At 70.7% G+C, this 21,871-nt stretch carries 19 protein-coding genes, 1 tRNA gene and 1 riboswitch; of the genes, 16 read left to right on the top strand and 4 right to left on the bottom strand.

The window, feature by feature from the left end; translation table 11 throughout:
- The first annotated feature begins 154 nt into the window (after positions 1 to 154).
- The 13 genes from ACZ41I_RS29965 to ACZ41I_RS29905 all read left to right on the top strand — a co-directional run bounded on the left by ACZ41I_RS29965 (position 155) and on the right by ACZ41I_RS29905 (position 15,076).
- A complete protein-coding gene (locus ACZ41I_RS29965; RefSeq protein WP_363215474.1) occupies positions 155 to 799 on the top strand; it encodes a hypothetical protein in 645 nt (214 codons plus the stop codon).
- Between the two features lie 38 nt (positions 800 to 837).
- Positions 838 to 2,331: a serine/threonine-protein kinase gene (locus tag ACZ41I_RS29960; protein WP_399774273.1), complete on the top strand. Its 1,494-nt coding sequence runs from the start codon at positions 838 to 840 to the stop codon at positions 2,329 to 2,331.
- Between the two features lie 179 nt (positions 2,332 to 2,510).
- Complete coding sequence (locus ACZ41I_RS29955; RefSeq protein WP_399774270.1) at positions 2,511 to 3,161, top strand: SurA N-terminal domain-containing protein; 651 nt, start codon at positions 2,511 to 2,513, stop codon at positions 3,159 to 3,161.
- A gap of 110 nt (positions 3,162 to 3,271) precedes the next feature.
- Positions 3,272 to 4,351 carry a nucleoside triphosphate pyrophosphohydrolase gene (locus ACZ41I_RS29950; RefSeq protein ID WP_468324460.1) on the top strand — a complete coding sequence of 360 codons (1,080 nt, stop codon included), beginning with the start codon at positions 3,272 to 3,274 and terminating at the stop codon, positions 4,349 to 4,351.
- Positions 4,348 to 5,670 carry a cytochrome P450 gene (locus ACZ41I_RS29945; RefSeq protein ID WP_399774067.1) on the top strand — a complete coding sequence of 441 codons (1,323 nt, stop codon included), beginning with the start codon at positions 4,348 to 4,350 and terminating at the stop codon, positions 5,668 to 5,670. Before ACZ41I_RS29950 ends, ACZ41I_RS29945 begins: the two co-directional genes overlap by 4 nt.
- A 150-nt stretch (positions 5,671 to 5,820) precedes the next feature.
- Positions 5,821 to 6,972 carry a transglycosylase family protein gene (locus ACZ41I_RS29940; protein WP_468515517.1) on the top strand — a complete coding sequence of 384 codons (1,152 nt, stop codon included), beginning with the start codon at positions 5,821 to 5,823 and terminating at the stop codon, positions 6,970 to 6,972.
- A gap of 182 nt (positions 6,973 to 7,154) precedes the next feature.
- A riboswitch (cyclic di-AMP (ydaO/yuaA leader) is annotated at positions 7,155 to 7,328 on the top strand.
- A 4-nt stretch (positions 7,329 to 7,332) separates the two neighbouring features.
- Entirely contained in the window at positions 7,333 to 8,046 is a 714-nt protein-coding gene (locus ACZ41I_RS29935) for a transglycosylase family protein (protein ID WP_468515516.1), read from the top strand.
- 307 nt (positions 8,047 to 8,353) lie between these two features.
- Complete coding sequence (gene eno, locus ACZ41I_RS29930; RefSeq protein WP_363215478.1) at positions 8,354 to 9,661, top strand: phosphopyruvate hydratase; 1,308 nt, start codon at positions 8,354 to 8,356, stop codon at positions 9,659 to 9,661.
- Positions 9,662 to 9,779: 118 nt separating this feature from the next.
- Positions 9,780 to 10,256: an FtsB family cell division protein gene (locus tag ACZ41I_RS29925; RefSeq protein WP_363215479.1), complete on the top strand. Its 477-nt coding sequence runs from the start codon at positions 9,780 to 9,782 to the stop codon at positions 10,254 to 10,256.
- Positions 10,257 to 10,309: 53 nt separating this feature from the next.
- Positions 10,310 to 10,846: a DUF501 domain-containing protein gene (locus ACZ41I_RS29920; protein ID WP_363215480.1), complete on the top strand. Its 537-nt coding sequence runs from the start codon at positions 10,310 to 10,312 to the stop codon at positions 10,844 to 10,846.
- Positions 10,843 to 11,784, top strand: a complete 942-nt coding sequence (locus ACZ41I_RS29915; RefSeq protein WP_363215481.1) for a Ppx/GppA phosphatase family protein — start codon at positions 10,843 to 10,845, stop codon at positions 11,782 to 11,784. The genes ACZ41I_RS29920 and ACZ41I_RS29915 overlap by 4 nt, the downstream gene beginning before the upstream one ends.
- 445 nt (positions 11,785 to 12,229) lie before the next feature.
- Positions 12,230 to 13,621 (top strand): NAD(P)/FAD-dependent oxidoreductase, encoded by a 1,392-nt coding sequence (locus tag ACZ41I_RS29910; protein WP_363215482.1) that lies wholly within the window; start codon positions 12,230 to 12,232, stop codon positions 13,619 to 13,621.
- A gap of 162 nt (positions 13,622 to 13,783) precedes the next feature.
- Entirely contained in the window at positions 13,784 to 15,076 is a 1,293-nt protein-coding gene (locus ACZ41I_RS29905; RefSeq protein WP_399774052.1) for a class I SAM-dependent methyltransferase, read from the top strand.
- A 72-nt stretch (positions 15,077 to 15,148) separates the two neighbouring features.
- Here the strand turns inward: ACZ41I_RS29905 and ACZ41I_RS29900 are convergent, their stop codons facing one another.
- Positions 15,149 to 17,677, bottom strand: a complete 2,529-nt coding sequence (locus tag ACZ41I_RS29900; RefSeq protein WP_399774050.1) for an ABC transporter permease — start codon at positions 17,675 to 17,677, stop codon at positions 15,149 to 15,151.
- Complete coding sequence (locus ACZ41I_RS29895) at positions 17,677 to 18,447, bottom strand: ABC transporter ATP-binding protein (protein WP_468515515.1); 771 nt, start codon at positions 18,445 to 18,447, stop codon at positions 17,677 to 17,679. The genes ACZ41I_RS29900 and ACZ41I_RS29895 overlap by 1 nt, the downstream gene beginning before the upstream one ends.
- A gap of 439 nt (positions 18,448 to 18,886) precedes the next feature.
- Here ACZ41I_RS29895 and ACZ41I_RS29890 point away from each other — a divergent pair.
- A tRNA-Leu gene (locus tag ACZ41I_RS29890) sits at positions 18,887 to 18,973 on the top strand.
- Positions 18,974 to 19,239: 266 nt separating this feature from the next.
- Positions 19,240 to 20,100, top strand: coding sequence for a Bax inhibitor-1/YccA family protein (locus ACZ41I_RS29885; RefSeq protein WP_363215486.1), 861 nt, complete (start codon positions 19,240 to 19,242; stop codon positions 20,098 to 20,100).
- 56 nt (positions 20,101 to 20,156) lie between these two features.
- On the opposite strand, the gene ACZ41I_RS29880 is transcribed toward ACZ41I_RS29885, so the two are convergent.
- On the bottom strand, positions 20,157 to 20,387 hold the full coding sequence (locus ACZ41I_RS29880) for a DUF4287 domain-containing protein (protein WP_020940491.1): 231 nt from the start codon (positions 20,385 to 20,387) through the stop codon (positions 20,157 to 20,159).
- A 99-nt stretch (positions 20,388 to 20,486) separates the two neighbouring features.
- Between ACZ41I_RS29880 and ACZ41I_RS29875 the strand changes: the two genes are divergently transcribed.
- Positions 20,487 to 20,798 (top strand): hypothetical protein, encoded by a 312-nt coding sequence (locus tag ACZ41I_RS29875; RefSeq protein ID WP_363215487.1) that lies wholly within the window; start codon positions 20,487 to 20,489, stop codon positions 20,796 to 20,798.
- 84 nt (positions 20,799 to 20,882) lie between these two features.
- Here the strand turns inward: ACZ41I_RS29875 and ACZ41I_RS29870 are convergent, their stop codons facing one another.
- Complete coding sequence (locus ACZ41I_RS29870) at positions 20,883 to 21,665, bottom strand: hypothetical protein (RefSeq protein WP_363215488.1); 783 nt, start codon at positions 21,663 to 21,665, stop codon at positions 20,883 to 20,885.
- Between the last annotated feature and the right edge of the window lie 206 nt (positions 21,666 to 21,871).

Genomic DNA, 21,871 nt, shown 5'->3' with positions numbered 1-21,871 from the left:
GCAGGACAACGGTTCGGTACAACCGGGACGCTTGTCCGTGTCCTTGTCCGTGTCGGGTCATATGCTCGAAGCGACAATCGCACGACCGGCGTCCTCCGCCCGGCGGAACGCGCCGGGCGGACACGTACGCCCACATCAGGCATCAGGAGCAGTCATGCAAGGCCTCGGCTACGGACAGCCGGTGAAGCGGCCGCCGCACACCGCGTGGCTGGTTCTGCTGCGTGTGCTGTTCGTGGCGACCGGGTTTTTCAGCGTCGGCCTGCTGGCCTGGGTGATGCTGCTGCGGCTGGCGATCGTCACGCGACGGTCGCTGGACTGGGGCCTGTTCGTCGCCGCGCTGGTCGCCGACATCCTCAGCCTGGTGCTGATAGGCACCGAGTCCGGTGACGACGTGCACACCCCGGGCGGCTACTTCGGCATGTTCCTGTTGCTCGGCACGCTGGTGGCCGCGATCGCGTACTACCTCGCCGCGGACATCCGGCACTTCATGCTGCGGCAGCAGTCGTACGCGGCACAGCGGCCGGCGCAGGCCGGGTACGGCTACCCGGGCCCCGCGCACCCGTACACGGCGGCGCCCGCCCCGGCCGTGCCGATCGGCCGAGCGGGCCACGACACGCCGTTTCCCCCGGCCCCGGCCGTCCCGCACACGCCGCCCCCGATGCCGCGCACGCCCGTGCCCCAGCCGCCGCAGCGCCCGGCGCCCACCCATATCGAGCAGGTACGCGCCGAACTGGACGAGCTGAGCGACTATCTGCGCAAGCATGACGGCCGGCCCGACAGCCACGAGGGCGGAAGGTGAGCGTGGCGACAGGACGAGTCGTCGCCGGCCGGTACGAACTGTCCACGCTCATCGGACAGGGCGGCATGGGCCAGGTGTGGACGGCGTACGACCGGCGGCTGGACCGGCGCGTGGCGGTGAAGCTGCTGCGCCCCGACAAGGTGGCGGGCCAGGAGGCGGACGAGCTGCGCCGCCGCTTCCTGCGCGAGTGCCGGGTGACCGCGCAGGTGGACCACCCCGGTCTGGTGACCGTGCACGACGCGGGCAGTGAGGGCGAGGAGCTGTTCCTCGTCATGCAGTACGTCGACGGCGCCGACCTGTCCGACCATCTCGCCGAGCACGATCCGTACCCGTGGCCGTGGGCGGTCGCGGTGGCCGCGCAGCTGTGCGCCGTGCTGAGCGCCGTGCACGCCGTGCCGATCGTGCACCGCGACCTCAAGCCGCGCAACGTGATGGTGAAGCAGGACGGCACGGTCACCGTGCTCGACCTCGGCGTGGCGTCCGTCATGGACACCGACACCACCCGCCTCACCCACACCGGCTCCCCGATCGGCTCGCCCGCCTACATGGCGCCGGAGCAGGCGATGGGCGGCGCGGTCGGCCCGTACACCGACCTGTACGCGCTCGGTGTGCTGATGCACGAACTGCTCAGCGGTGACGTGCCGTTCGCGGGCTCCACGGCGCTCGGTGTGCTGCACCGGCACCTGTACGAGCCCCCGGTGCCCGTGCGCCGGATCCGCCCCGAGGTCCCCGAGGCGCTGGAGACACTCGTCCTGCGGCTGCTCGCCAAGGACCCGCAGCACCGGCCGGGCTCCGCGCAGGAGGTGTACGAGGACCTGGCGGCGCTCCTGCCCGCGCGCGGGACGCCCACCGGGGCGCCCTTGGACCCCACGCGCCCCTTCCTGCGCCCGCACGCCCCCTGGCCGGACCGTGCGCGGACCCCCGCGCCCCGGCCCGCCCCCGTCGCGCCGGCGCCGCCGGTGGCCGAGAAGCCGGACGTCGCCGCGGCCGTGGACGAGGTCAAGCGCCTGCTGGGGGAGGGGCGCATCACCCAGGCCGTGGACATCCTGGGCGCGATCCTGCCCGCCGCCGCCGAACAGCACGGCGAACACTCGCCGGTGGTGCGCACGCTGCGCAAGCAGTACGCGGCGACGCTCATGGACGACGGCCAGTACCGGCGCGCGCTGCCCGAACTGCGCCGGCTCGCCGACGAACGCGCCGCCGAGGCCGGCCACGCCGACCCGCAGTCCCTGCGCTACCGCTACGAGGCCGCGCAGTGCCTGGAGCAGCTGGGCGAGCCGGCGGCGGCGCTCGCCGAGTACCGCGCGCTGCTGCCGTACTACGAGAACCAGTACGTCTCCGGCGACCCGCAGCTCGCCCACGACGTCCGCCGGCGCATCGGCCATCTGCTGCTCGCCCTCGGCGACCGGCCGTCCGCCCACGACACCCTGGCCCGGCTGCTGATGGACCTGGAGCGGCTGCACGGCCCCGGTCACCCGATGGCCCTGGAGATCCGGCGCACCCTGCAGTGGCTCGGACAGGTGCGCGGTTAGCGCGTACGACAGCGCGAACAGGGCGTGTGCCACCGGCTGAGCCGATGCGGTGGGTGCGGCGGTGCCTCCAGCGGGTGCGAATCGTTGGTCGAATGGGTTGGCCCCGGCCCGCCCACTGCCTACCATCGATCACCGCAAGACTTTGTGCACCGTCGCACAATCTCCCCTTGGAGGTCTCCTTGCACCGCCGCCGCACCGCGCTCGTCCTCACCGCCGCGATCGCCGCCGCGGCACCCCTGCTGACCGCCTGCGGAAGCGACGCGCACCCGGGCGCCGCAGCCGTCGTCGGAGGGCAGCGGATCACTGTTGCCCAGCTGGAGAGCCGGGTCGACGAGGTCCGCAGGGCACAGCGGGCCGCGGTGCCGGACGAGACCCAGTACCAGCAGGTCCTCGCCTCCACCAGCAGCCTCACCCGGGACACCCTGCACAACATGGTCCTCGACCGGGTGCTGCACCGTGCCGCGCAGGACGAGGGCATCACGGTGACCCGTAAGGAGGTCCAGCGGATGCGCACCGGCCTTCAGGAGCAGGCCGGCGGCGCCAAGGGGCTTCAGACCGCCTGGCTGCAGAAGTACGGCATCGCCCCGGCCCACCTCGACGAGAACCTGCGCCTCCAGCTGGAGGCGCAGAAGCTGGCAGGGAAGCTCGGCACCGACACCAGCCGGCCCGACTTCTGGAAGGCTCTGTCGAAGGCCTCCCAGGAGCTCCGGGTCGACCTCAACCCGCGCTACGGCACGTGGGACGTGCAGAAGAGCAGCCGGGTGGACGCCGGGACGCCGTGGGTGCGGGAGGTCACGGCGGCGGACGGCGGGCAGCCGGTGACGGCCTAGCACGGCCGGCCCGGTCGCCGCCGGACGAGTACGTTCGAGGGCCACGCATCAGTCATACGATCACACGATCACCCCCGCCCTGTGGACAACCCGATCCGCTCCCTCCCGCCGTGGGTTACGTTCGGATCGTGAACGCATCCAGCTCCGACCTCGCCGCCACGCCCGACCCCGGCCGCATCGTCCTGCTCACCACCAGCCACCGCGTCGCCCCCGGCCTGCTGTCCTGGCCCGCCTGGCAGGTCCTGCGCGCCGCCGATGCCGTGCTGTGCGCGGACGGGGCGCACCCGCAGCTGCCGTATCTGCGCGAGGCCGGAACAGCCGTGCAGGAGGCGTCCCCCACCGCGCAGGAGCTGGTCGACGCCTGCGCCGGAGGGCGGACCGTGGTGGTCGTGGCCACCGGTGAGGGAGAGCCCGCGCTCACCGACGGCCTGGCCCGGCTGGCCGGCTCCGGCCGCGTCTCCATGCCGGAGCTGGAGCTGCTGCCGGCCTCCTACGACCTGCCCGGCGCCCGCCTGCTGGACCTCGTGCAGGTCATGGACCGCATTCGCGCCGAATGCCCCTGGTCGTCCCGGCAGACCCACGAGGGCCTCGCCAAGTACGGCATCGAGGAGGCGTACGAGCTGGTCGAGGCGATCGAGGCCGGCGACCGGGAGGAGCTGCGCGAGGAGCTGGGTGACGTCCTGCTCCAGGTCGTCTTCCACGCCCGGATCGCCGAGGAGCACCCGGAGGCGCCGTTCTCCGTCGACGACGTGGCCGGCGGCATCGTCGCCAAGCTCGTCCACCGGCACCCGCATGTCTTCGGTGACGAGAAGGCCGAGACGCCGGAGGACGTCAAGGAGCACTGGCTGCGCACCAAGGCCGAGGAGAAGCAGCGCACATCGGTCACGGAGGGCGTTCCGCTCGGCCAGCCCGGACTGGCCCTCGCCGCCAAGCTCGCCTCCCGCGCCCGGACGGCCGGCCTCGACGTCCGCCTGCCGCGCGGCGAGGGCATCGGCTACGAACTGCTCGCCCTGGCGGTCCGTGCCGAGGCGGACGGTGTGGACCCGGAGGCGGCCCTGCGGGCGGCGGCGCGGGCGTACCGGGACGCGATACGGGAGGCGGAGGGTGCCGGGACCGAGGCGATACGCGCGGCCCGCGACGGCCACCGGGACGCGGAGGCCCACCCGGGTGCGGATACGGTCGGGGAGTGACCGACCAGCACCATCCCCGGACCGCCCCCGGCTCCACCACGGACTCCGCCCCGGACTCCGCTCCGGCCCTGTTCACCTGGGAGTTCGCCACCGACCCCTACCCCGCCTACGCCTGGCTGCGCGAGCACGCGCCGGTGCACCGGACACGGTTGCCCAGCGGGGTCGAGGCCTGGCTGGTCACCCGGTACGCCGACGCCAGGCAGGCGCTGGCCGACCAGCGGCTGAGCAAGAACCCGGCACATCACGACGAGCCCGCGCACGCCAAGGGCAAGACCGGCATCCCCGGCGAGCGCAAGGCCGAGCTGATGACCCATCTGCTGAACATCGACCCGCCGGACCACACCCGGCTGCGCCGGCTGGTCAGCAAGGCGTTCACCCCGCGCCGGGTCGCCGAGTTCGCGCCCCGGGTGCAGGAGCTGACCGACCGTCTCATCGACCGGTTCGCCGCGACCGGCTCGGCCGACCTCATCCACGAGTTCGCGTTCCCGCTGCCCATCTACGCCATCTGCGACCTGCTCGGTGTCCCGCGCGAGGACCAGGACGACTTCCGGGACTGGGCGGGCATGATGATCCGGCACGGCGGAGGGCCGCGGGGCGGGGTCGCCCGGTCCGTCAAGAAGATGCGCGGCTACCTCGCCGAGCTGATCCACAGGAAGCGCGAGGCGCTGCCCGCCGAGCCCGCGCCCGGTGAGGACCTCATCTCCGGGCTCATCCGGGCCTCCGACCACGGCGAGCACCTCACCGAGAACGAGGCCGCGGCGATGGCGTTCATCCTGCTGTTCGCCGGCTTCGAGACGACCGTCAACCTCATCGGCAACGGCACCTACGCCCTGCTCACCCACCCCGGGCAGCGTGCGCGGCTGCAGGACTGCCTGGCCGAGGGGAAGAGGGAGCTGCTGGAGACCGGGGTGGAGGAACTCCTGCGCTACGACGGCCCGGTGGAGCTGGCCACCTGGCGGTTCGCCACCGAGCCGCTCACCATCGGCGGACAGGACATCGCGCCGGGGGACCCGGTGCTCGTGGTGCTCGCGGCGGCCGACCGGGACCCGGAGCGGTTTTCCGACCCGGACGTCCTGGACCTCGCCCGCCGCGACAACCAGCACCTCGGCTACGGCCACGGCATCCACTACTGCCTCGGCGCGCCGCTCGCCCGGCTGGAGGGCCAGACCGCGCTCGCCACCCTGCTCACCCGGCTGCCCGACCTGCGGCTCGCCGTGGACCCGGAGGAGTTGCGCTGGCGCGGCGGGCTCATCATGCGCGGCCTGCGCACCCTGCCGGTCGAGTTCACCCCCGCGGCCGGCACAGCAGCGGAAGGCTGAACGTGAAGGGCGTTCAACTTTGTGATCTTCACGTGATCTGCGCGGCATTAACTTGTGACAAGTGATCGTCTGCCGATACGTTCACCCATCAGCGTGGCGAAGGATTTCAGCGCGCCGCGCCGGTCTTGCTGTCGCACGAAAGGCTTCCGCATGCTCTCCGGGAACGGTCGTCACCGTCGCCCCCGCCAGGCTCCGGCCCTCCTCGTCGCAGCCGGAGTGACCGGCTCGGCCATCGCGATCCCGCTGCTCGGCGCCGCGAGTGCCAACGCGGCCGACGGCACCACCTGGGACAAGGTCGCCGAGTGCGAGAGCGGCGGTTCCTGGAGCGCGGACACCGGGAACGGCTACTACGGCGGCCTGCAGATCTCCTTGGACGACTGGGGCAAGTACGGCGGCACGCAGTACGCCGACAGCGCCGACCAGGCCAGCCGCTCGCAGCAGATAGCCGTCGCCGAGAAGATCCTGGCCGACCAGGGCACCAGGCCGTGGGCCACCTGCGCCGTGCTCTCCGGACTGACCTCCGACTCCGGTTCGGTCGATGTCGACACCGGCGTCGGCAACCCCGGCGACACCGGCGGGTCGGGTGACACCGGTGGCCCGGGTGACACCTCCGGCTCGGCCGGCAGCTCCGACTCGTCCGGTCTGCCGGATTCGTCCGCGTCCAACTCCGGGACCGGCTCCGGATCCGGTTCCGGTTCTCGCTCGGGCACCGACTCGGGCGCCAACTCCGCCTCCGGTTCGGACTCCTCCGGTCCGGATTCCTCGGGCCCCGATTCCTCCGGCTCCCCCTCGGGTTCCGGCGCCTCGCCGTCTCCGCACCAGAGCCACCACGCCACGAAGACCCCGGACGCGACCGGCGGCCCCACCGGAACCGGCAACCCCAAGTCCGACAAGACCGACACGCCCGGCTCGTCCGGCAATGGCGACTCGCAGGGCGGCGACAGCTCGCCGACGGCAACCCCCGGTACCGACGAATCGGACAATTACCAGCAGCCCGCCGGTTCTTGGAGTCTGGTCGACACCGGCGCGCTCAGCAGTGGCGGACGTCACCGCGGTGACAGTGCGGACGAAAGCGTGACAAACGGTCAGAACGCCCCCTCTTCCGGCCGCCATGCCGGCCGTGCGGCGGACACCTATACCGTGCGCGAGGGGGACACCCTCGCCTCCATCGCCGACTCCCTGGGCGTCGACGGCGGATGGCATGCGCTCTACGACGGGAACAAGGGCGTCATCGGCGCCGACCCGAACCACATCACCGCCGGTCAGACCCTGGAAGTCGGTTCCGAAAAGGGTGCAAAGTAGCGGCAGTTGACGCCCTGTTTCGCCGGTGATGTCCGATTCGGTGAAAGTGTGGGATGAGTCTCAGAAGCCCTGATCGTCTTTGAAATTCCCCCGATCACGTGTCTACGGTCAGGACCGCTCGTCACCACGAGCCCCGGCAGTCGCAACGCCGAATCCTGCCAGCGGTTGCCCGGGAACAGTCGTCGCGTCAAGCGCCGTGGGCAGGAGCGGGGGACCCAAGGTAAGTGCCGGTCCCGGCGGTTGACGCCGGCACCGGCTGGGGGTGAAGCCGCACCTCGCGCAAGCGAGCGTGCGGCCGGGCAACTCAACCGGCCCGAACCCGACAGCTCACCTCGCAGGCGTCGGTGAGGGGATCGATCCATGCTGTTCTCCGGCAAGGGCAAGCACCGTCGTCCGTCCAAGGCCGTCCGCGCCATCACGCTCGCCGGTGTCACCGGCGCCGCCGTCGCCGCCCCGCTGATGGCGGCCGGCAACGCCTCCGCCGCCACCGCCTCCGAGTGGGACGCGGTCGCCCAGTGCGAGTCGGGCGGCAACTGGTCCATCAACACCGGCAACGGCTTCTACGGCGGTCTGCAGTTCTCCGCCTCCACCTGGGCCGCGTACGGCGGCACCGCCTACGCCCCGCAGGCCAACCAGGCCACCAAGGCGCAGCAGATAGCCGTCGCCGAGAAGGTCCTCGCCGCGCAGGGCAAGGGCGCCTGGCCGGTCTGCGGCACGGGTCTGTCGAGCGCCGCCTACAACGGCTCCGCGCCCAGCACCACCTCGAAGACCACCGCGCCCAGCACCACCTCGAACACCACCGCGCCCAGCACCACCACGCGCTCCGACCAGCAGGCCGCCTCCCGCTCCGCCGAGCGCACGGCCCCGTCCGCGAGCAAGACCGTCACCACCCCGACCGGCAAGAAGGTCAAGAAGGGCGACGGCGAGTACAAGGTCGTCACGGGCGACACCCTCAGCACCATCGCCGAGAAGCACCACGTCGCCGGCGGCTGGCAGAAGCTGTTCAAGCTGAACAAGGACATCGTCGAGGACGCCAACCTCATCTACCCGGGACAGCAGCTGCACCTGAAGTAAGCGACAGCGGCCTTCGGGTCCGCCCCCCGTCCCCACGGGCTCCCCGCCCCGGCGCGTGTTCCCCCGTACGCGCCGGGGCGGGGTCTTTTCTGCGCCCCGCCTTTTCCGTGCGCCGCTCGCCTTTTCTGTGTGCCCTCTGCATCCACCCTTTGTTCCGCACGTGAACAATGGGTACCGTCTGCGTGTCCTCCCCGTCCACGGGACGGTCGGTCGGTGGCCGATCCCCCGGAGACGGTTAGGCTCTAGTCGCAAGGCGCAGCCGTAAGGCAGCAAGCCCCGCACTTCCAGCGTCACATCCAAGAAGGAGATGCTCGTGCCGTCCATCGACGTCGTCGTAGCCCGGGAAATCCTGGACTCCCGAGGCAACCCCACGGTCGAGGTCGAGGTCGGCCTCGACGACGGCAGCACGGGTCGTGCCGCCGTCCCGTCCGGCGCCTCGACCGGCGCCTTCGAGGCCATCGAGCTGCGCGACGGTGACCCCAACCGTTACCAGGGCAAGGGCGTCGAGAAGGCCGTCCTCGCCGTCATCGAGCAGATCGGCCCGGAGCTGGTCGGCTACGACGCCACCGAGCAGCGCCTGATCGACCAGGCCATGTTCGACCTGGACGCCACCGACAACAAGGGCTCCCTCGGCGCCAACGCCATCCTCGGTGTCTCCCTCGCCGTCGCCCACGCCGCCTCCGAGGCCTCCGACCTCCCCCTCTTCCGCTACCTGGGCGGCCCGAACGCGCACCTGCTGCCGGTGCCGATGATGAACATCCTCAATGGCGGCTCGCACGCGGACTCCAACGTGGACATCCAGGAGTTCATGATCGCCCCGATCGGCGCGGAGTCCTTCTCCGAGGCGCTGCGCTGGGGCACCGAGGTCTACCACACCCTGAAGAAGGTCCTGAAGAGCAAGGGCCTGTCCACCGGTCTGGGCGACGAGGGCGGCTTCGCCCCGAACCTCGGCTCCAACCGTGAGGCCCTCGACCTCATCCTTGAGGCGATCAAGGAGGCCGGCTACGTCCCCGGCCAGCAGATCGCCCTCGCGCTCGACGTGGCCGCCTCCGAGTTCTACAAGGACGGCACGTACCTCTTCGAGGGCAAGGAGCGCTCCGCCGCCGAGATGACGGAGTACTACGAGGAGCTCGTGGCGGCCTACCCGCTCGTCTCCATCGAGGACCCGCTGTTCGAGGACGACTGGGCCGGCTGGAAGGTCATCACCGACCGTCTGGGCGACAAGGTCCAGCTGGTCGGCGACGACCTGTTCGTCACCAACCCCGAGCGCCTGGCCCGCGGCATCGAGGAGGGCACCGCCAACGCCCTGCTGGTCAAGGTCAACCAGATCGGCTCGCTGACCGAGACCCTGGACGCCGTCGAGCTGGCCCAGCGCAACGGCTTCAAGTGCATGATGTCCCACCGCTCCGGCGAGACCGAGGACGTCACCATCGCCGACCTCGCCGTCGCCACCAACTGCGGCCAGATCAAGACCGGCGCCCCGGCCCGCTCCGAGCGCGTCGCCAAGTACAACCAGCTGCTGCGCATCGAGGAGATCCTCGACGACGCCGCGGTGTACGCGGGCCGCAGCGCGTTCCCGCGCTTCCGCGGCCACATCGAGGTCTCCAAGGGCTGACGCAACCTGGGCTAAGTCTTAGCCAGTCATACGTACGTCCCCGTACCCGGTCCCGTACCGTGTCCGGGGACGTACGCACGTGTGTGAAGCGCAGGGCAAGGGGAGGCGGGAGAGCCACATGGCCGTGAAGGACCGGGACCGTTTCTCCACCGCGACCAGGCTGCGGCTGCTCGGCGAGCAGACGGCGGCCCGGGTCTACCGCTCCCAGACCAAGCGGCAGGCCCGTCGCTCCCGGCTCACCGGCCGGGCGGCGCTGCTCGCGCTGGTGCTGTGCTCGATGATCGTCGCGCTCGCCTACCCGATGCGGCAGTACGTCTCCCAGCGCGCGGAGATCGCCGACCTCCAGCGGCAGCAGGACCAGGCCCGCAAGCGGGTGGAGCAGCTGCGCGACCTCAAGGCACGCTGGCAGGACGACTCCTACGCCGAGCAGCAGATCCGGCGCCGGCTGCACTATGTGAAGCCCGGCGAGACCGGGTACGTGGTCGTCGACCCGGGCGCGGCCCAGCAGTCCCGCGCCGACCTCGGGGCCGCCCACCGGCCCTGGTACGCGAACGTCTGGGACGGGGTCGACAAGTCCGACGCCTCCGACCAGTGAGCAGTAACTCCGGCCTTTGGCCGTGACCGACAGAAAGCCTTCGAAGAGCAGCCATGGAAACGCCCCCGCCGCCGACTTCGCGCACCGAGCCCACCGACGCGGACGTCGAGGCCTTCAAGCAGCAGCTCGGCCGCCCGCCGCGGGGCCTGCGGGCCATCGCGCACCGTTGCCCGTGCGGCCAGCCGGACGTCGTGGAGACCGCACCGCGGCTGCCCGACGGAACACCCTTCCCGACGCTGTACTACCTCACGTGCCCGAAGGCGTCCTCCGCCATCGGCACGCTGGAGGCGAACGGCGTGATGAAGGAGATGTCCGAGCGGCTGCAGACGGACCCCGAGCTGGCCGCCGCCTACCGGGCCGCGCACGAGGACTACATCCGGCGCCGGGACGAGATCGAGGAGCTGACGGGCTTCCCGAGCGCGGGCGGTATGCCGGACCGGGTCAAGTGCCTGCACGTCCTGGTGGCCCACTCGCTGGCCGCCGGCCCCGGCGTGAACCCGCTCGGCGACGAGGCGATCGCCATGCTGCCGGAGTGGTGGAGCAAGGGTGCCTGTGTGACGCTCCAGCACACCGAGGGGGACGAGAAGTGACGCGGGTCGCCGCCGTCGACTGCGGTACGAACTCCATCCGCCTGCTGGTCGCCGATGTGCACCCCGGCACCGGCGAACTCGTCGAGCTGGACCGCCGGATGACGATCGTGCGGCTCGGCCAGGGCGTCGACCGCACCGGCCGGCTCGCCCCGGAGGCGCTGGAGCGCACGTTCGCGGCCTGCCGTGAGTACGCGGCCGTGATCAAGGAGCACGGTGCCGAGCGGCTGCGCTTCGTGGCCACCTCCGCCTCCCGCGACGCCGAGAACCGGGACGACTTCGTGCGCGGCGTGCTGGACATCCTCGGGGTCGAGCCGGAGGTCATCACCGGCGACCAGGAGGCGGAGTTCTCCTTCACCGGCGCGACCAGGGAGCTGACGGGGCGGGACGACCTCACCAGGCCCTACCTCGTCGTGGACATCGGCGGCGGTTCCACCGAGTTCGTCGTCGGTGACGACCATGTCCGGGCGGCGCGTTCGGTGGACGTCGGCTGCGTGCGGATGACGGAACGTCACCTGGTGCACGACGGCAAGGTCGCCGACCCGCCCACCGAGGAGCAGATCGCCGCGATGAGGGCCGACATCGAGGCCGCCCTGGACCTCGCGGAGCAGACGGTCCCGCTGCGCGAGGCGCACACCCTGGTGGGCCTGGCCGGCTCGGTCACCACCGTCTCCGCGATCGCCCAGGAGCTGCCCGAGTACGACTCCGCGCGCATCCACCACTCCCGGATCTCCCGCGACCGCGTCCGTGAGATCACCGCGTGGCTGCTGCGCTCGACGCACGCGGAGCGCGCCGCGGTCCCGTCGATGCACCCCGGCCGGGTCGACGTCATCGGCGCGGGCGCCCTGGTCCTGCTCGCGATCATGGAGCGGATCGGCGCCGAGGAGGTCGTCGTCAGCGAGCACGACATCCTCGACGGCATCGCGTGGTCGGTGGCGTAGCTCTCTTTTGTTACTCGCGGGTAGCCGCCTGCTGAGCAGGTCGGATAACGTTTGAGCGGTGGCGAGGGGCCCTTCGGGGCCCCTCTGTCGCAACCGCACCGGAAAAGTTCGTGAAGTTCTTCACAAGGAATTCGGCCCGGTCGGGTCACAGAAGGGTGTCCGTTGGCCCTTTCGGGGGCCCAAGACGCCTTTGAACGTGTTCAGATGAGGGTCGTACGACACCTGCGGATCGCGTGGCGACGGAGGTGTTGCGAAGCGCTCACACACCGGCTTGCGGCCGAGAGAGGCAGCTCACGCGGCATTGACAACGGCTCCGAGGGTGCTGCGGTTCCCTTCGCCCGTCATGATCTGCGTCACGCGAGCCGCGGAGTGTAGCACAGGCCCTGCCGGAGCTTGTGAAGGGGCGCACGAGCGACCCCTCCGAGGCAGGGGGATACTCGATGGCATGAGCACCACGGAGCGTCCCAGGATCCTCGTAGTAGGCGGTGGGTACGTAGGCCTGTACGCAGCTCGGCGCATTCTCAAGAAGATGCGCTACGGCGAGGCGACCGTCACGGTCGTCGACCCCCGGTCGTACATGACCTACCAGCCCTTCCTCCCCGAAGCCGCCGCCGGCAACATCTCCCCTCGCCATGTCGTCGTGCCGCTGCGACGCGTGCTGCCGAAGGCGGAGGTCCTCACCGGCCGGGTCACCACCATCGACCAGGACCGCAAGGTCGCCACGATCGCCCCGCTGGTGGGCGAGGCGTACGAGCTGCCCTTCGACTACCTCGTCATCGCGCTCGGCGCGGTCTCCCGCACCTTCCCGATCCCCGGCCTCGCCGAGCAGGGCATCGGCATGAAGGGCATCGAGGAGTCCATCGGCCTGCGCAACCACGTCCTCGAGCAGCTCGACAAGGCCGACTCGACCACCGACGAGGAGATCCGCCGCAAGGCGCTCACCTTCGTCTTCATCGGCGGTGGCTTCGCGGGCGCGGAGACCATCGGCGAGGTCGAGGACATGGCCCGGGACGCGGCCAAGTACTACAAGAACGTGTCCCGTGAGGACATGCGCTTCATCCTGGTCGACGCCGCCGACAAGATCCTGCCCGAGGTCGGCCCCAAGCTCGGCCAGTACGGCAAGGAGCACCTGGAGGGCCGCGGTGTGGAGATCTACCTCTCCACCTCGATGGACTCCTGCGTCGACGGCCACGTGGTGCTGAAGAACGGCCTCGAGGTCGACTCGAACACGATCGTGTGGACCGCCGGCGTCAAGCCGAACCCGGCCCTCTCCCGCTTCGGTCTGCCGCTCGGCCCGCGCGGCCACGTCGACTGCGAGCCCACCCTCCAGGTCAAGGGCACGGACTACATCTGGGCCGCCGGCGACAACGCCCAGGTGCCGGACCTCGTCGGCCGCAAGGCGGGCAACGAGAACGCCTGGTGCCCGCCGAACGCCCAGCACGCGCTGCGCCAGGCCCGCGTCCTCGGCGACAACGTGGTCTCCGGCATGCGGGGCTTCCCGCAGAAGAACTACGAGCACGCCAACAAGGGTGCGGTCGCCGGTCTCGGCCTGCACAAGGGCGTGGCGATGATCGTCATGGGCAAGATGAAGATCAAGCTCAAGGGCCGCCTCGCCTGGTACATGCACCGCGGCTACCACGGCATGGCGATGCCGACCTGGAACCGCAAGATCCGCGTCTTCGCCGACTGGACGCTCGGCATGTTCCTCAAGCGCGAGGTCGTCTCCCTGGGCGCCATGGAGAACCCGCGCGAGGAGTTCTACGAGGCCGCCAAGCCCGCGCCGGTCGCCGCCGCGAGCACGGCCGACAAGACCGGGGCGAAGGCCAAGGCCTCCTGACCTCCCCCGGTCGCCGACCGATCCGAAGGACCTCCCGCCATCCGTGGTGCGGGGGGTCCTTCGGGCTTTTCCGGGAAAAACGGCCTGCGGGACTACTTTCAGTGGTCAGCGGTGTTTACCTGGTAACCGGCATCCGGGATCGTCGTCTTGGAGGTGTGCGTCATGGCCGACGCCGCATCGCGGCTGAGGAGTCTTGCCGAGCAGTTGCTGGGAGTCCCGCTCCCGGTCCGCCTGCGGGCCTGGGACGGTTCGCAGGCCGGGCCGCCGGACGCGCCGGCCCTCGTCGTGCGCAACCGCCGCGCCCTGCGCCGCATGCTGTTCAAGCCGGGCGAGCTGGGTGTCGCCCGCGCCTGGGTCTCCGGCGACCTGGAGATCGAGGGAGACCTGTACACCGCACTGGACGCGATGGCGGGTCTGTTGTGGGAGCGCGGGGAGGACGCCCGCGGTCTGATCGAGTCCGTGCGCGACCCCGCCGTACGGGCCGCCGTCCGTGAGCTGCTGAAGCTGGCGGGGCCGCCGATCCCGCCCGCCCCGCCGCGCGAGGAGGCCCGCAGGCCGCGCCGGAACCTGCACACCCGGCGCACCGACAAGCGGGCCATCAGCCACCACTACGACGTCGGCAACGACTTCTACGAGCTCGTCCTCGGCCCGTCCATGGTCTATTCATGCGCTTACTGGGAGGACGGCGGAACTCTGGAGAGCGCCCAGCGCGACAAGCTCGAACTCATCAGCCTCAAGCTCGGCCTGACACCGGGACAGCGGCTGCTGGACGTCGGCTGCGGGTGGGGCTCGATGGCCATCCACGCGGCCCGCGAGCACGGCGTGAGCGTCGTCGGGGTCACGCTGTCGCAGGAGCAGGCGGCGTACGCCCGTAAGCGCGTCGCCGACGAGGGGCTGACCGACCGGGTGGAGATCCGGGTCCAGGACTACCGGGACGTCACGGACGGCCCCTTCGACGCGATCTCCTCCATCGGCATGGCCGAGCACGTCGGCGCCGAACGCTATCTGGAGTACGCGCAGCAGCTGTACGGCCTGCTGAAGCCCGGCGGGCGGCTGCTCAACCACCAGATCGCCCGCCGCCCCCAGCACGACGAATCGTCGTACCGGGTGGACCCGTTCATCGACGCCTACGTCTTCCCGGACGGCGAACTGGCACCGATCGGCAGCACCGTCACCCAGCTGGAGCGCGCCGGGTTCGAGGTGCGGGACGTGGAGTCCATCCGGGAGCACTACGCCCGCACCCTGCGCCGCTGGGTGGCCAACCTGGAGGCGGACTGGGACCACGCGGTCCGCCTCACCAGCCCCGGCCGTGCCCGCGTCTGGCGGCTGTACATGGCCGCCTCGGCGCTCGCCTTCGAACGCAACCGGATCGGCGTCAACCAGGTCCTGGCGATCCGCGCACCGGAGTCCGGTGCCTCCGGGCTGCCGCTGCGCCCGCGCACCTGGCACGGCTGACCCGGGCCGGACGGCCGGCACGGCAGGGGCCCCCGCTCCGCGACCGGAACGGGGGCCCCTGCCGTCGTACGGCTACTCGGCCTTGATCGCCGCCAGCATGTTCAGCCGGGCCGCGCGCCGGGCCGGCCACAGGGCGGCCAGGACCCCGACCAGGCCCGCCAGCAGCAGGAAGACCGCCATCCGCCCCCAGGGCAGGACCAGTTCGTACGTCGGCATCTTCGTGCCCAGCAGCTCACCGGCCGCCCAGCCGAAGAACACGCCCAGACCGATGCCGAGCACGCCGCCGAACAGGGAGATCACCAGGGACTCCAGGCGGACCATGCGCTTGACCGCCCTGCGGTCCAGGCCGATCGCGCGGAGCATGCCGATCTCCTGGGAGCGCTCGAAGACCGACATGGCCAGGGTGTTGATGACCCCGAGGACCGCGACGATCACCGCCATGCCGAGCAGGCCGTAGAGCATGTTCAGCATCGTCGTGAACATCTTCGCGATGTCGTTGGAGATGTCCTGCTTGTCCTGGATCTTGATCGCCGGGTTCAGGCCGAGGGCCTTGGTCAGCCTGTCCTTGGCCGCGTCGGAGGCGCCGTCCGCCGTCTTGACCATGACCTGCATGTCGGCCGGGTCCCTCAGGTGCGGGGTGAGGACCTTGTTGTCGAGCATGATCCCGTTGATCATCTCGTTGCCCTCGTAGACACCGGCGACCGTCAGGGTGCGTGCCCTGCCGTCCTCGAAGTGCGCGGTGAAGTGCGAACCGGGCGTCCAGCCGTACTCCTTGGCCCGGTCCTTGTCCACGACGACCTGCGAGCCGCCCACCTCGAAGGTGCCGTCGTCCACCTTCAGGTCCGTCAGCTTGCCGATGGACGAACCGTTCACGCCGGTCAGGAACTCGGTCCTGCCGTCGATCCGGGACTCCGCGTTGCGCAGCGGGCTGCTGGCGGTGACACCCTCGGTGGCGGAGATCCTGTCCGCCACATCGGGGGAGAGCGGGCCGCGGTTGGCCATCGAGACGACGTAGTCCGCGCGGATCGCCGAGGAGGCCATCCTGTCGATGGATGTCTGCAGGCTGCCCGCCATCACCGTCATGCCGGTGATCAGGGTCAGGCCGATCATCAGCGCGGAGGCGGTGGCCGCCGTACGGCGCGGGTTGCGCACCGAGTTCTGGCGGGCCAGCTTGCCCGAGACGCCGAAGGCGCGCATGACCGGGGCGGCAGCCGCGATCAGCGGCCGGGACAGCAGCGGGGTCAGGATGAACACGCCGATGATCAGCAGGACCGCACCGATACCCATCGGGCCCTGCGCGGAGTCGGCGTCCATCGACGTGGCCGCGAGGACCACCGCGACACCGGCCGCCGCGAACAGCGCGCCGAGCGTGTTGCGCAGCACCAGCGACTTGGCCGTCGCCTTGGCGTGCACGCTGCTCATCGCCGCCACCGGCGGGATCTTCGCGGCGCGGCGGCCGGGCAGCCAGGCGGCCAGCATGGTGATGAGGATGCCGACCGCGAGAGCGGCCACCACGGTGCCGGGGCTGATCACCAGCGGCCCGTCCGGGACGCTTGCGCCGAAGGAACCCAGCAGGGAGCGCAGGCCCGCGCCGATGCCGATACCGGCGGCGAGCCCCGCCACTCCGGCGACCGCGCCGACCGCGAACGCCTCGACGAGCACCGAGCGGGTCACCTGGCGGCGGGAGGCACCGACCGCGCGCAGCAGGGCCAGTTCCCGGGTGCGCTGGGCGACCAGCATGGTGAAGGTGTTGGCGATGATGAACGTGCCGACGAACAGCGCGATGCCGGCGAACACCAGCAGGCTCTGCTTCAGGCTGCTCATCTGGTCGGAGATCATCTTCGCCTGGTCGTCGGCGAGCTGCTTGCCGGTGGTGGTCTCCACCAGGTGTGACGGCAGGGCCTTGTCCAGTTCGGCCTTCAGCGCGGACTGGCTGGTGCCGGACGCGGCCTTGACGTCGATCTCGTCGTACGTGCCCTTCTTGCCGAAGAGCTTCTGCGCCGTCGGCGTGTCGAACAGGGCGAGGCTGCCGCCGGCGGACACGTTGCCGTCGTCGGTGGTGAAGATGCCGGCGAGGGTCGGGGTGAGGACCGGGCCGTTCACCGACAGGCGCACGGTGTCGCCGACCTGGTAGCCGGCGCGCTTCGCGGTCCTGGAGTCGAGCAGCACCTCGCCCCTGCCGTGCGGGGCGTGGCCGCCGACCAGCGGGTAACGGGCGTCCTTGGTGCCCCAGTAGTTGCCGCCGGCCGACTGCCAGTCGCCGCCGGCCAGCTTTCCGTCCTGGTCGGCGACGGCGGTGAAGCCGCTGACGACACCGGTCGCGGAGGCCGCGCCCCGGACCTTGCCGGCCTTGTCCAGCATGGCCCGGGTCAGCTCGGCCGTCCGGCCGACCTTGTCGCCCGTGGAGTCCTGGAACTTCGGCCGTACGGCGACGTCGACCTGGTCGAAGCCCTTGGCGGAGCTCTTCTGGTAGGCGTCGGAGATGGTGTTGGTGAAGACGAGCGTCCCGGAGACGAAGGCCACGCCGAGCATGACGGCGAGCACGGTCATCAGCAGCCGGGCCTTGTGCGCGAGCACGTTGCGCAGGGCGGTGCGGAACATCAGCTGGTACGGCCCTTCGCGTCGAACTGCTTCATGAGGTCGAGGACGGAGTCGGCCGTGGGGCCGTGGATCTCGTCGACGATCCGGCCGTCGGCGAGGAAGACCACACGGTCGGCGTAGGCGGCGGCGACCGGGTCGTGGGTCACCATGACGACGGTCTGGCCCAGTTCGCGCACGGAGTTGCGCAGGAAGCCGAGCACCTCGGCGCCGGAGCGCGAGTCGAGGTTTCCGGTCGGCTCGTCACCGAAGATGATGTCGGGCTTGGAGGCGAGGGCACGGGCGACGGCCACGCGCTGCTGCTGACCGCCGGAGAGCTGCGAGGGCCGGTGGCTGAGCCGCCCGGACAGGCCGACCATCTGGATGACCTGGTCGAGCCACGCCTTGTCGGCCTTCCGGCCCGCGATGTCCATCGGCAGGGTGATGTTCTCCAGGGCGGTCAGCGTCGGCAGCAGGTTGAACGCCTGGAAGATGAAGCCGATCTTGTCCCGGCGGAGCCTGGTGAGCTGCTTGTCCTTCAGGGAGCCCAGCTCCGTCTCGCCGATGCGCACGGACCCGGAGGAGAAGGTGTCGAGGCCGGCCACGCAGTGCATCAGGGTGGACTTGCCCGAGCCGGACGGGCCCATGATCGCGGTGAACTCGGCCTGCCGGAAGTCGACGGAGACCCGGTCCAGGGCGACCACCCGGGTCTCACCCTGCCCGTAGATCTTCGACAGCTCCGTGGCGCGTGCGGCCACGGCGGTGGTCCGGCCGGCGGTGGGTGTGGTGGTCACGGGACGGTGCTCCTGTCGGGACGACGTGTGTTCCATGGGGGACCGCTCCATCGTCTCGGTGCCAGGGGCGCGTGGAGTCAGCCGCTGTTCCGGTTCCGGAGGGCGACTCGGGTCGGACGGGCGGGCGCCGTGTCATACCTGGGGAGGACGGCCGACCCTGAGCACCGGCCCTGACAACGTGCGCGGCCGAACCGGTGTCGAACCGGTGTCGAACGATGTCGAGAACGGGTGGAACACCCTCGTTAGGACGGTGAAATTCCGTCATTCCACGTACGGCCGTACCCCCGTCACGGCACGCTGTTGGCAAGTGCGGATGGCCCGTTCCGCGGGCTGATGCACCCTCAGACGTCAATAAAATAAGACAACATCGGTCCGCCCGTCCGCTGTTCGGGGGATGCGTCCCGATAGGCTCGGACCTCGAAGCGGAGCCCAATGGCCTGCCCGGATGGTGGAATGCAGACACGGCGAGCTTAAACCTCGCTGCCCCTTCGCGGGCGTGCCGGTTCAAGTCCGGCTCCGGGCACCACCCGCGCCCCTGCGACAGGGGTTCAGCGCACGGCTCCCACCGGTGTGGCGCACTCGCCCACGAGAAGGAGACCGGTTCCCCGGTCCGCATCGGTTAGGTCGCAGGTTCGTCAGGGAATGCGATCAGCCATGGCCGGGAATCACCGGCCGACGTAGCGTGTTGCGCAGCACGGCAGGGGAAAGATCCTCCTCAAGTATCATGGTCGGTCCTTTGCCAATCCATTACTCTTGAGCCAAGGCTGCGCACGGCAGCCGTGGAGGAGTGAAATGAGGAGCAGTAACCCGGTCTTCTCGCGACGGGGGTTCAGCCGCGACAACGGCTACGCCGGCTTCAACACCGCACCGCAGGCCGGGTACGCACAGGGCAACCCGTACGCGCAGAACCCCTACGCCCAGAACCCGTACGCCCAGCAGGGCGTCCAGTACGGCGCACCGCCCCAGGCCCCCGTCAGCACCGGCCGGATGACGATGGACGACGTCGTCGTCCGCTCGGCCATCACGCTCGGTACCGTCGCCGTCGGCGCCGTCCTCGCCTGGACGCTGCTGCCGGTCACGGCGACCGGCTTCGGCCTTGCCTTCGGCTCCGGGCTGGTCGCGATGGTCCTGGCGTTGGTCCAGAGCTTCAAGCGCACCCCGTCGCCCGCGCTGATCCTCGGGTACGCCGCCTTCGAGGGCGTCTTCCTCGGGGTCGTCAGCGAGATCTACAACAGCCGCTGGCAGGGCGCACCTTTCCAGGCGGTGCTCGGCACCATGGCGGTCGCGGGCGCGACCCTGCTGGTCTACAAGGCCGGCTGGATCCGCGTCACCGCCCGCTACGCCCGCGTCGGCATCGCCATCGCCCTGGCCTTCCTGGTGGTCATGGCGGTCAATCTGCTCCTGGTCGTCACCGGTGTCGCCGCGGACGGCGGGCTGCGCAGCTTCGGCCCGCTGGGCGCGCTCGTCGGCATCTTCGCGATCCTGCTCGGCGCGTTCTTCCTGACCCTCGACTTCAAGCAGATCGAGGACGGCATCGCGTACGGCGCCCCGCGCAACGAGTCCTGGCTCGCCGCGTTCGGTCTCACCGTGCATCTGGTGTGGATCTACCTGGAGATGCTGCGTCTGGTGGCGATCTTCACCAACAACGACTAGCGTCCGCGCCGGTCATGAGAAGGGCCCCGGAGTTCCGCTCCGGGGCCCTTTCCCGTCTAGAGCAGCTTGCGCGCTGCCCTCCTCAGGTCGTACTCGTGGACGATCGCCTTCGCGTGGCCGTACGCGAGGTCGTACTCGTGCCGGAGCCAGCTGACCTTCTCCTCGAAGCGGAACAGGGCGGGGCCTTCTTCAACGGTGCGCAGCCAGTCGGAGACTTCACGACCGGTGCAGTGGGGGATGCGGGCGAGCAGGTTGCGGTGGGTCTCCTCCGAGAAGAGCTGGGACATCGGCGCCTCCGAACGCAAAGGGGATGTAAGCCGGTCCTTCACGTCACCGTGCCTGAGCGTTCGCGTATTGGCAACAGTGCGGCACGTTACGCTCGGCGCGTGGTTGATACGACGCCCTTGACCCAAGCAGTGGATCACTTCGCCGACCGGTTGCGGGCTGCTCCGCAGAGCCGGCTGCAGCGGGGCGCTGCCGCTGAGGCCCTGGCCGTGGCCCGGGAGCTTTCCCGGCGGGCTCAGTTGCTGGAAGAGCCCGACGGCGAGCCTCGGGACATGCCGGATGCGGGGATGTTCGCGGCGGCCGACCAGCTTCTGGTTGCCGCGCACGACTTGGCGACCGTGCTGGAGAGCGAGGCGGAAGTCACCGAAGCGGTGAGGCTGGTCGAGGAGGCGCGGGAGAGGGCGGGGGTCTGAGGCGCGTTGGCGGGTGCCGGCCGTTCGTGGCTGCTCGCGCCGTTCCCCGCGCCCCTTGGGGGGGCGCTGGGGCTCGCCGGTGTCTCACAGCGAGGCGATGACCCTGTCCGCCAGGATGTAGACCATGTCCTCGCCGCAGGCGAAGGTGAGGGTGTAGGCGCCGGAGATGCCCGAGCCGCCCAGCAGATACGGGGCCTCGCCCGCGTCCACGGCTGCCGCCAGGCGCTCGGCGGTGTCGCGGTGGCCCGGAGTCAGGCACAGGGTGGTGCCGTCGGCGAAGACGTAGACGTCGAGGGTGCCGAGCGGGCCCGGGCGGACGTCGGAGAGTTCGACGCGGTCCGCGGACAGCTGTTCCAGCGTGGTCGCCGTGCGCTCGTGGTCGTTCACCGCCGGCGACTGCACCGGGACGAAGTCGGGGTGCGAGGGGTGGCGGCGGCGGGCCGCGGCCAGCTCCGGGGACTCCCCGGCGAACTCGTCGGTCTCGGCGGTCGGCTCGGACACCGGCTCCAGGCCCATGAAGTCGGTCTGCCGGGGCAGGAACAGGTCGGCGTCGGGCAGGCCGAGCAGAGTCGGGGTGTCGGAGGCGTCACGGGCCTCCTGGGCGGCCCAGAAGGCGCGCGCCTCGGCCAGCTCCCGCTCCCGCTCCTCGGCGAGCGCCTCGGCCACGGCGGCGCGTATCTGGTCGGCGTCCGAGCCGCTGCGGGCGTGCGGCAGCAGCGCACGCATGGCGGCTGACTGGTTCTCCGCGAGCTGGGCCTGCAGCTCCCCGAGCTGGCGGCGCAGCTTCAGAACGGTGCGCAGGACGGCGACGCCCACGGCGCCGGTGGCGGCCGTGATGAGCAGCAGGGCGATCGGCATGGCGCTCACTGACATACTCCCGGTTCAAAGTCGACCCCCGACTTCCTACATCAGCTTGAAGGGCGGACTATCCAGCTGTCAGTGCGTAACGTCACGAAACGGACAGGACTTTGGGTTCGCGCCCGAGCCACCGACCATGCTGACCTGCGCTGACCTGCACCGATGTGTCCGGCGAGCGAGATAGGTCACATCCTGGGCGAGATTGGATCACGGAA

This window comes from Streptomyces sp. NPDC030799, assembly GCF_055572255.1.
This window is presented reverse-complemented; position numbering and strand designations above follow the sequence as displayed.

What these genes read in the sequence shown, in the direction of transcription:
- ACZ41I_RS29905 (WP_399774052.1), top strand. Translation starts at nt 13,784, where the DNA reads ATGGCCGACGCCGCATCGCGGCTGAGGAGTCTTGCCGAGCAGTTGCTG.
- ACZ41I_RS29885 (WP_363215486.1), top strand. Translation starts at nt 19,240, where the DNA reads ATGAGGAGCAGTAACCCGGTCTTCTCGCGACGGGGGTTCAGCCGCGAC.
- ACZ41I_RS29925 (WP_363215479.1), top strand. Translation starts at nt 9,780, where the DNA reads ATGGCCGTGAAGGACCGGGACCGTTTCTCCACCGCGACCAGGCTGCGG.
- ACZ41I_RS29900 (WP_399774050.1), bottom strand. Translation starts at nt 17,677, where the DNA reads ATGTTCCGCACCGCCCTGCGCAACGTGCTCGCGCACAAGGCCCGGCTG.
- ACZ41I_RS29910 (WP_363215482.1), top strand. Translation starts at nt 12,230, where the DNA reads ATGAGCACCACGGAGCGTCCCAGGATCCTCGTAGTAGGCGGTGGGTAC.
- eno (WP_363215478.1), top strand. Translation starts at nt 8,354, where the DNA reads ATGCTCGTGCCGTCCATCGACGTCGTCGTAGCCCGGGAAATCCTGGAC.
- ACZ41I_RS29880 (WP_020940491.1), bottom strand. Translation starts at nt 20,387, where the DNA reads ATGTCCCAGCTCTTCTCGGAGGAGACCCACCGCAACCTGCTCGCCCGC.
- ACZ41I_RS29940 (WP_468515517.1), top strand. Translation starts at nt 5,821, where the DNA reads ATGCTCTCCGGGAACGGTCGTCACCGTCGCCCCCGCCAGGCTCCGGCC.
- ACZ41I_RS29920 (WP_363215480.1), top strand. Translation starts at nt 10,310, where the DNA reads ATGGAAACGCCCCCGCCGCCGACTTCGCGCACCGAGCCCACCGACGCG.
- ACZ41I_RS29935 (WP_468515516.1), top strand. Translation starts at nt 7,333, where the DNA reads ATGCTGTTCTCCGGCAAGGGCAAGCACCGTCGTCCGTCCAAGGCCGTC.
- ACZ41I_RS29965 (WP_363215474.1), top strand. Translation starts at nt 155, where the DNA reads ATGCAAGGCCTCGGCTACGGACAGCCGGTGAAGCGGCCGCCGCACACC.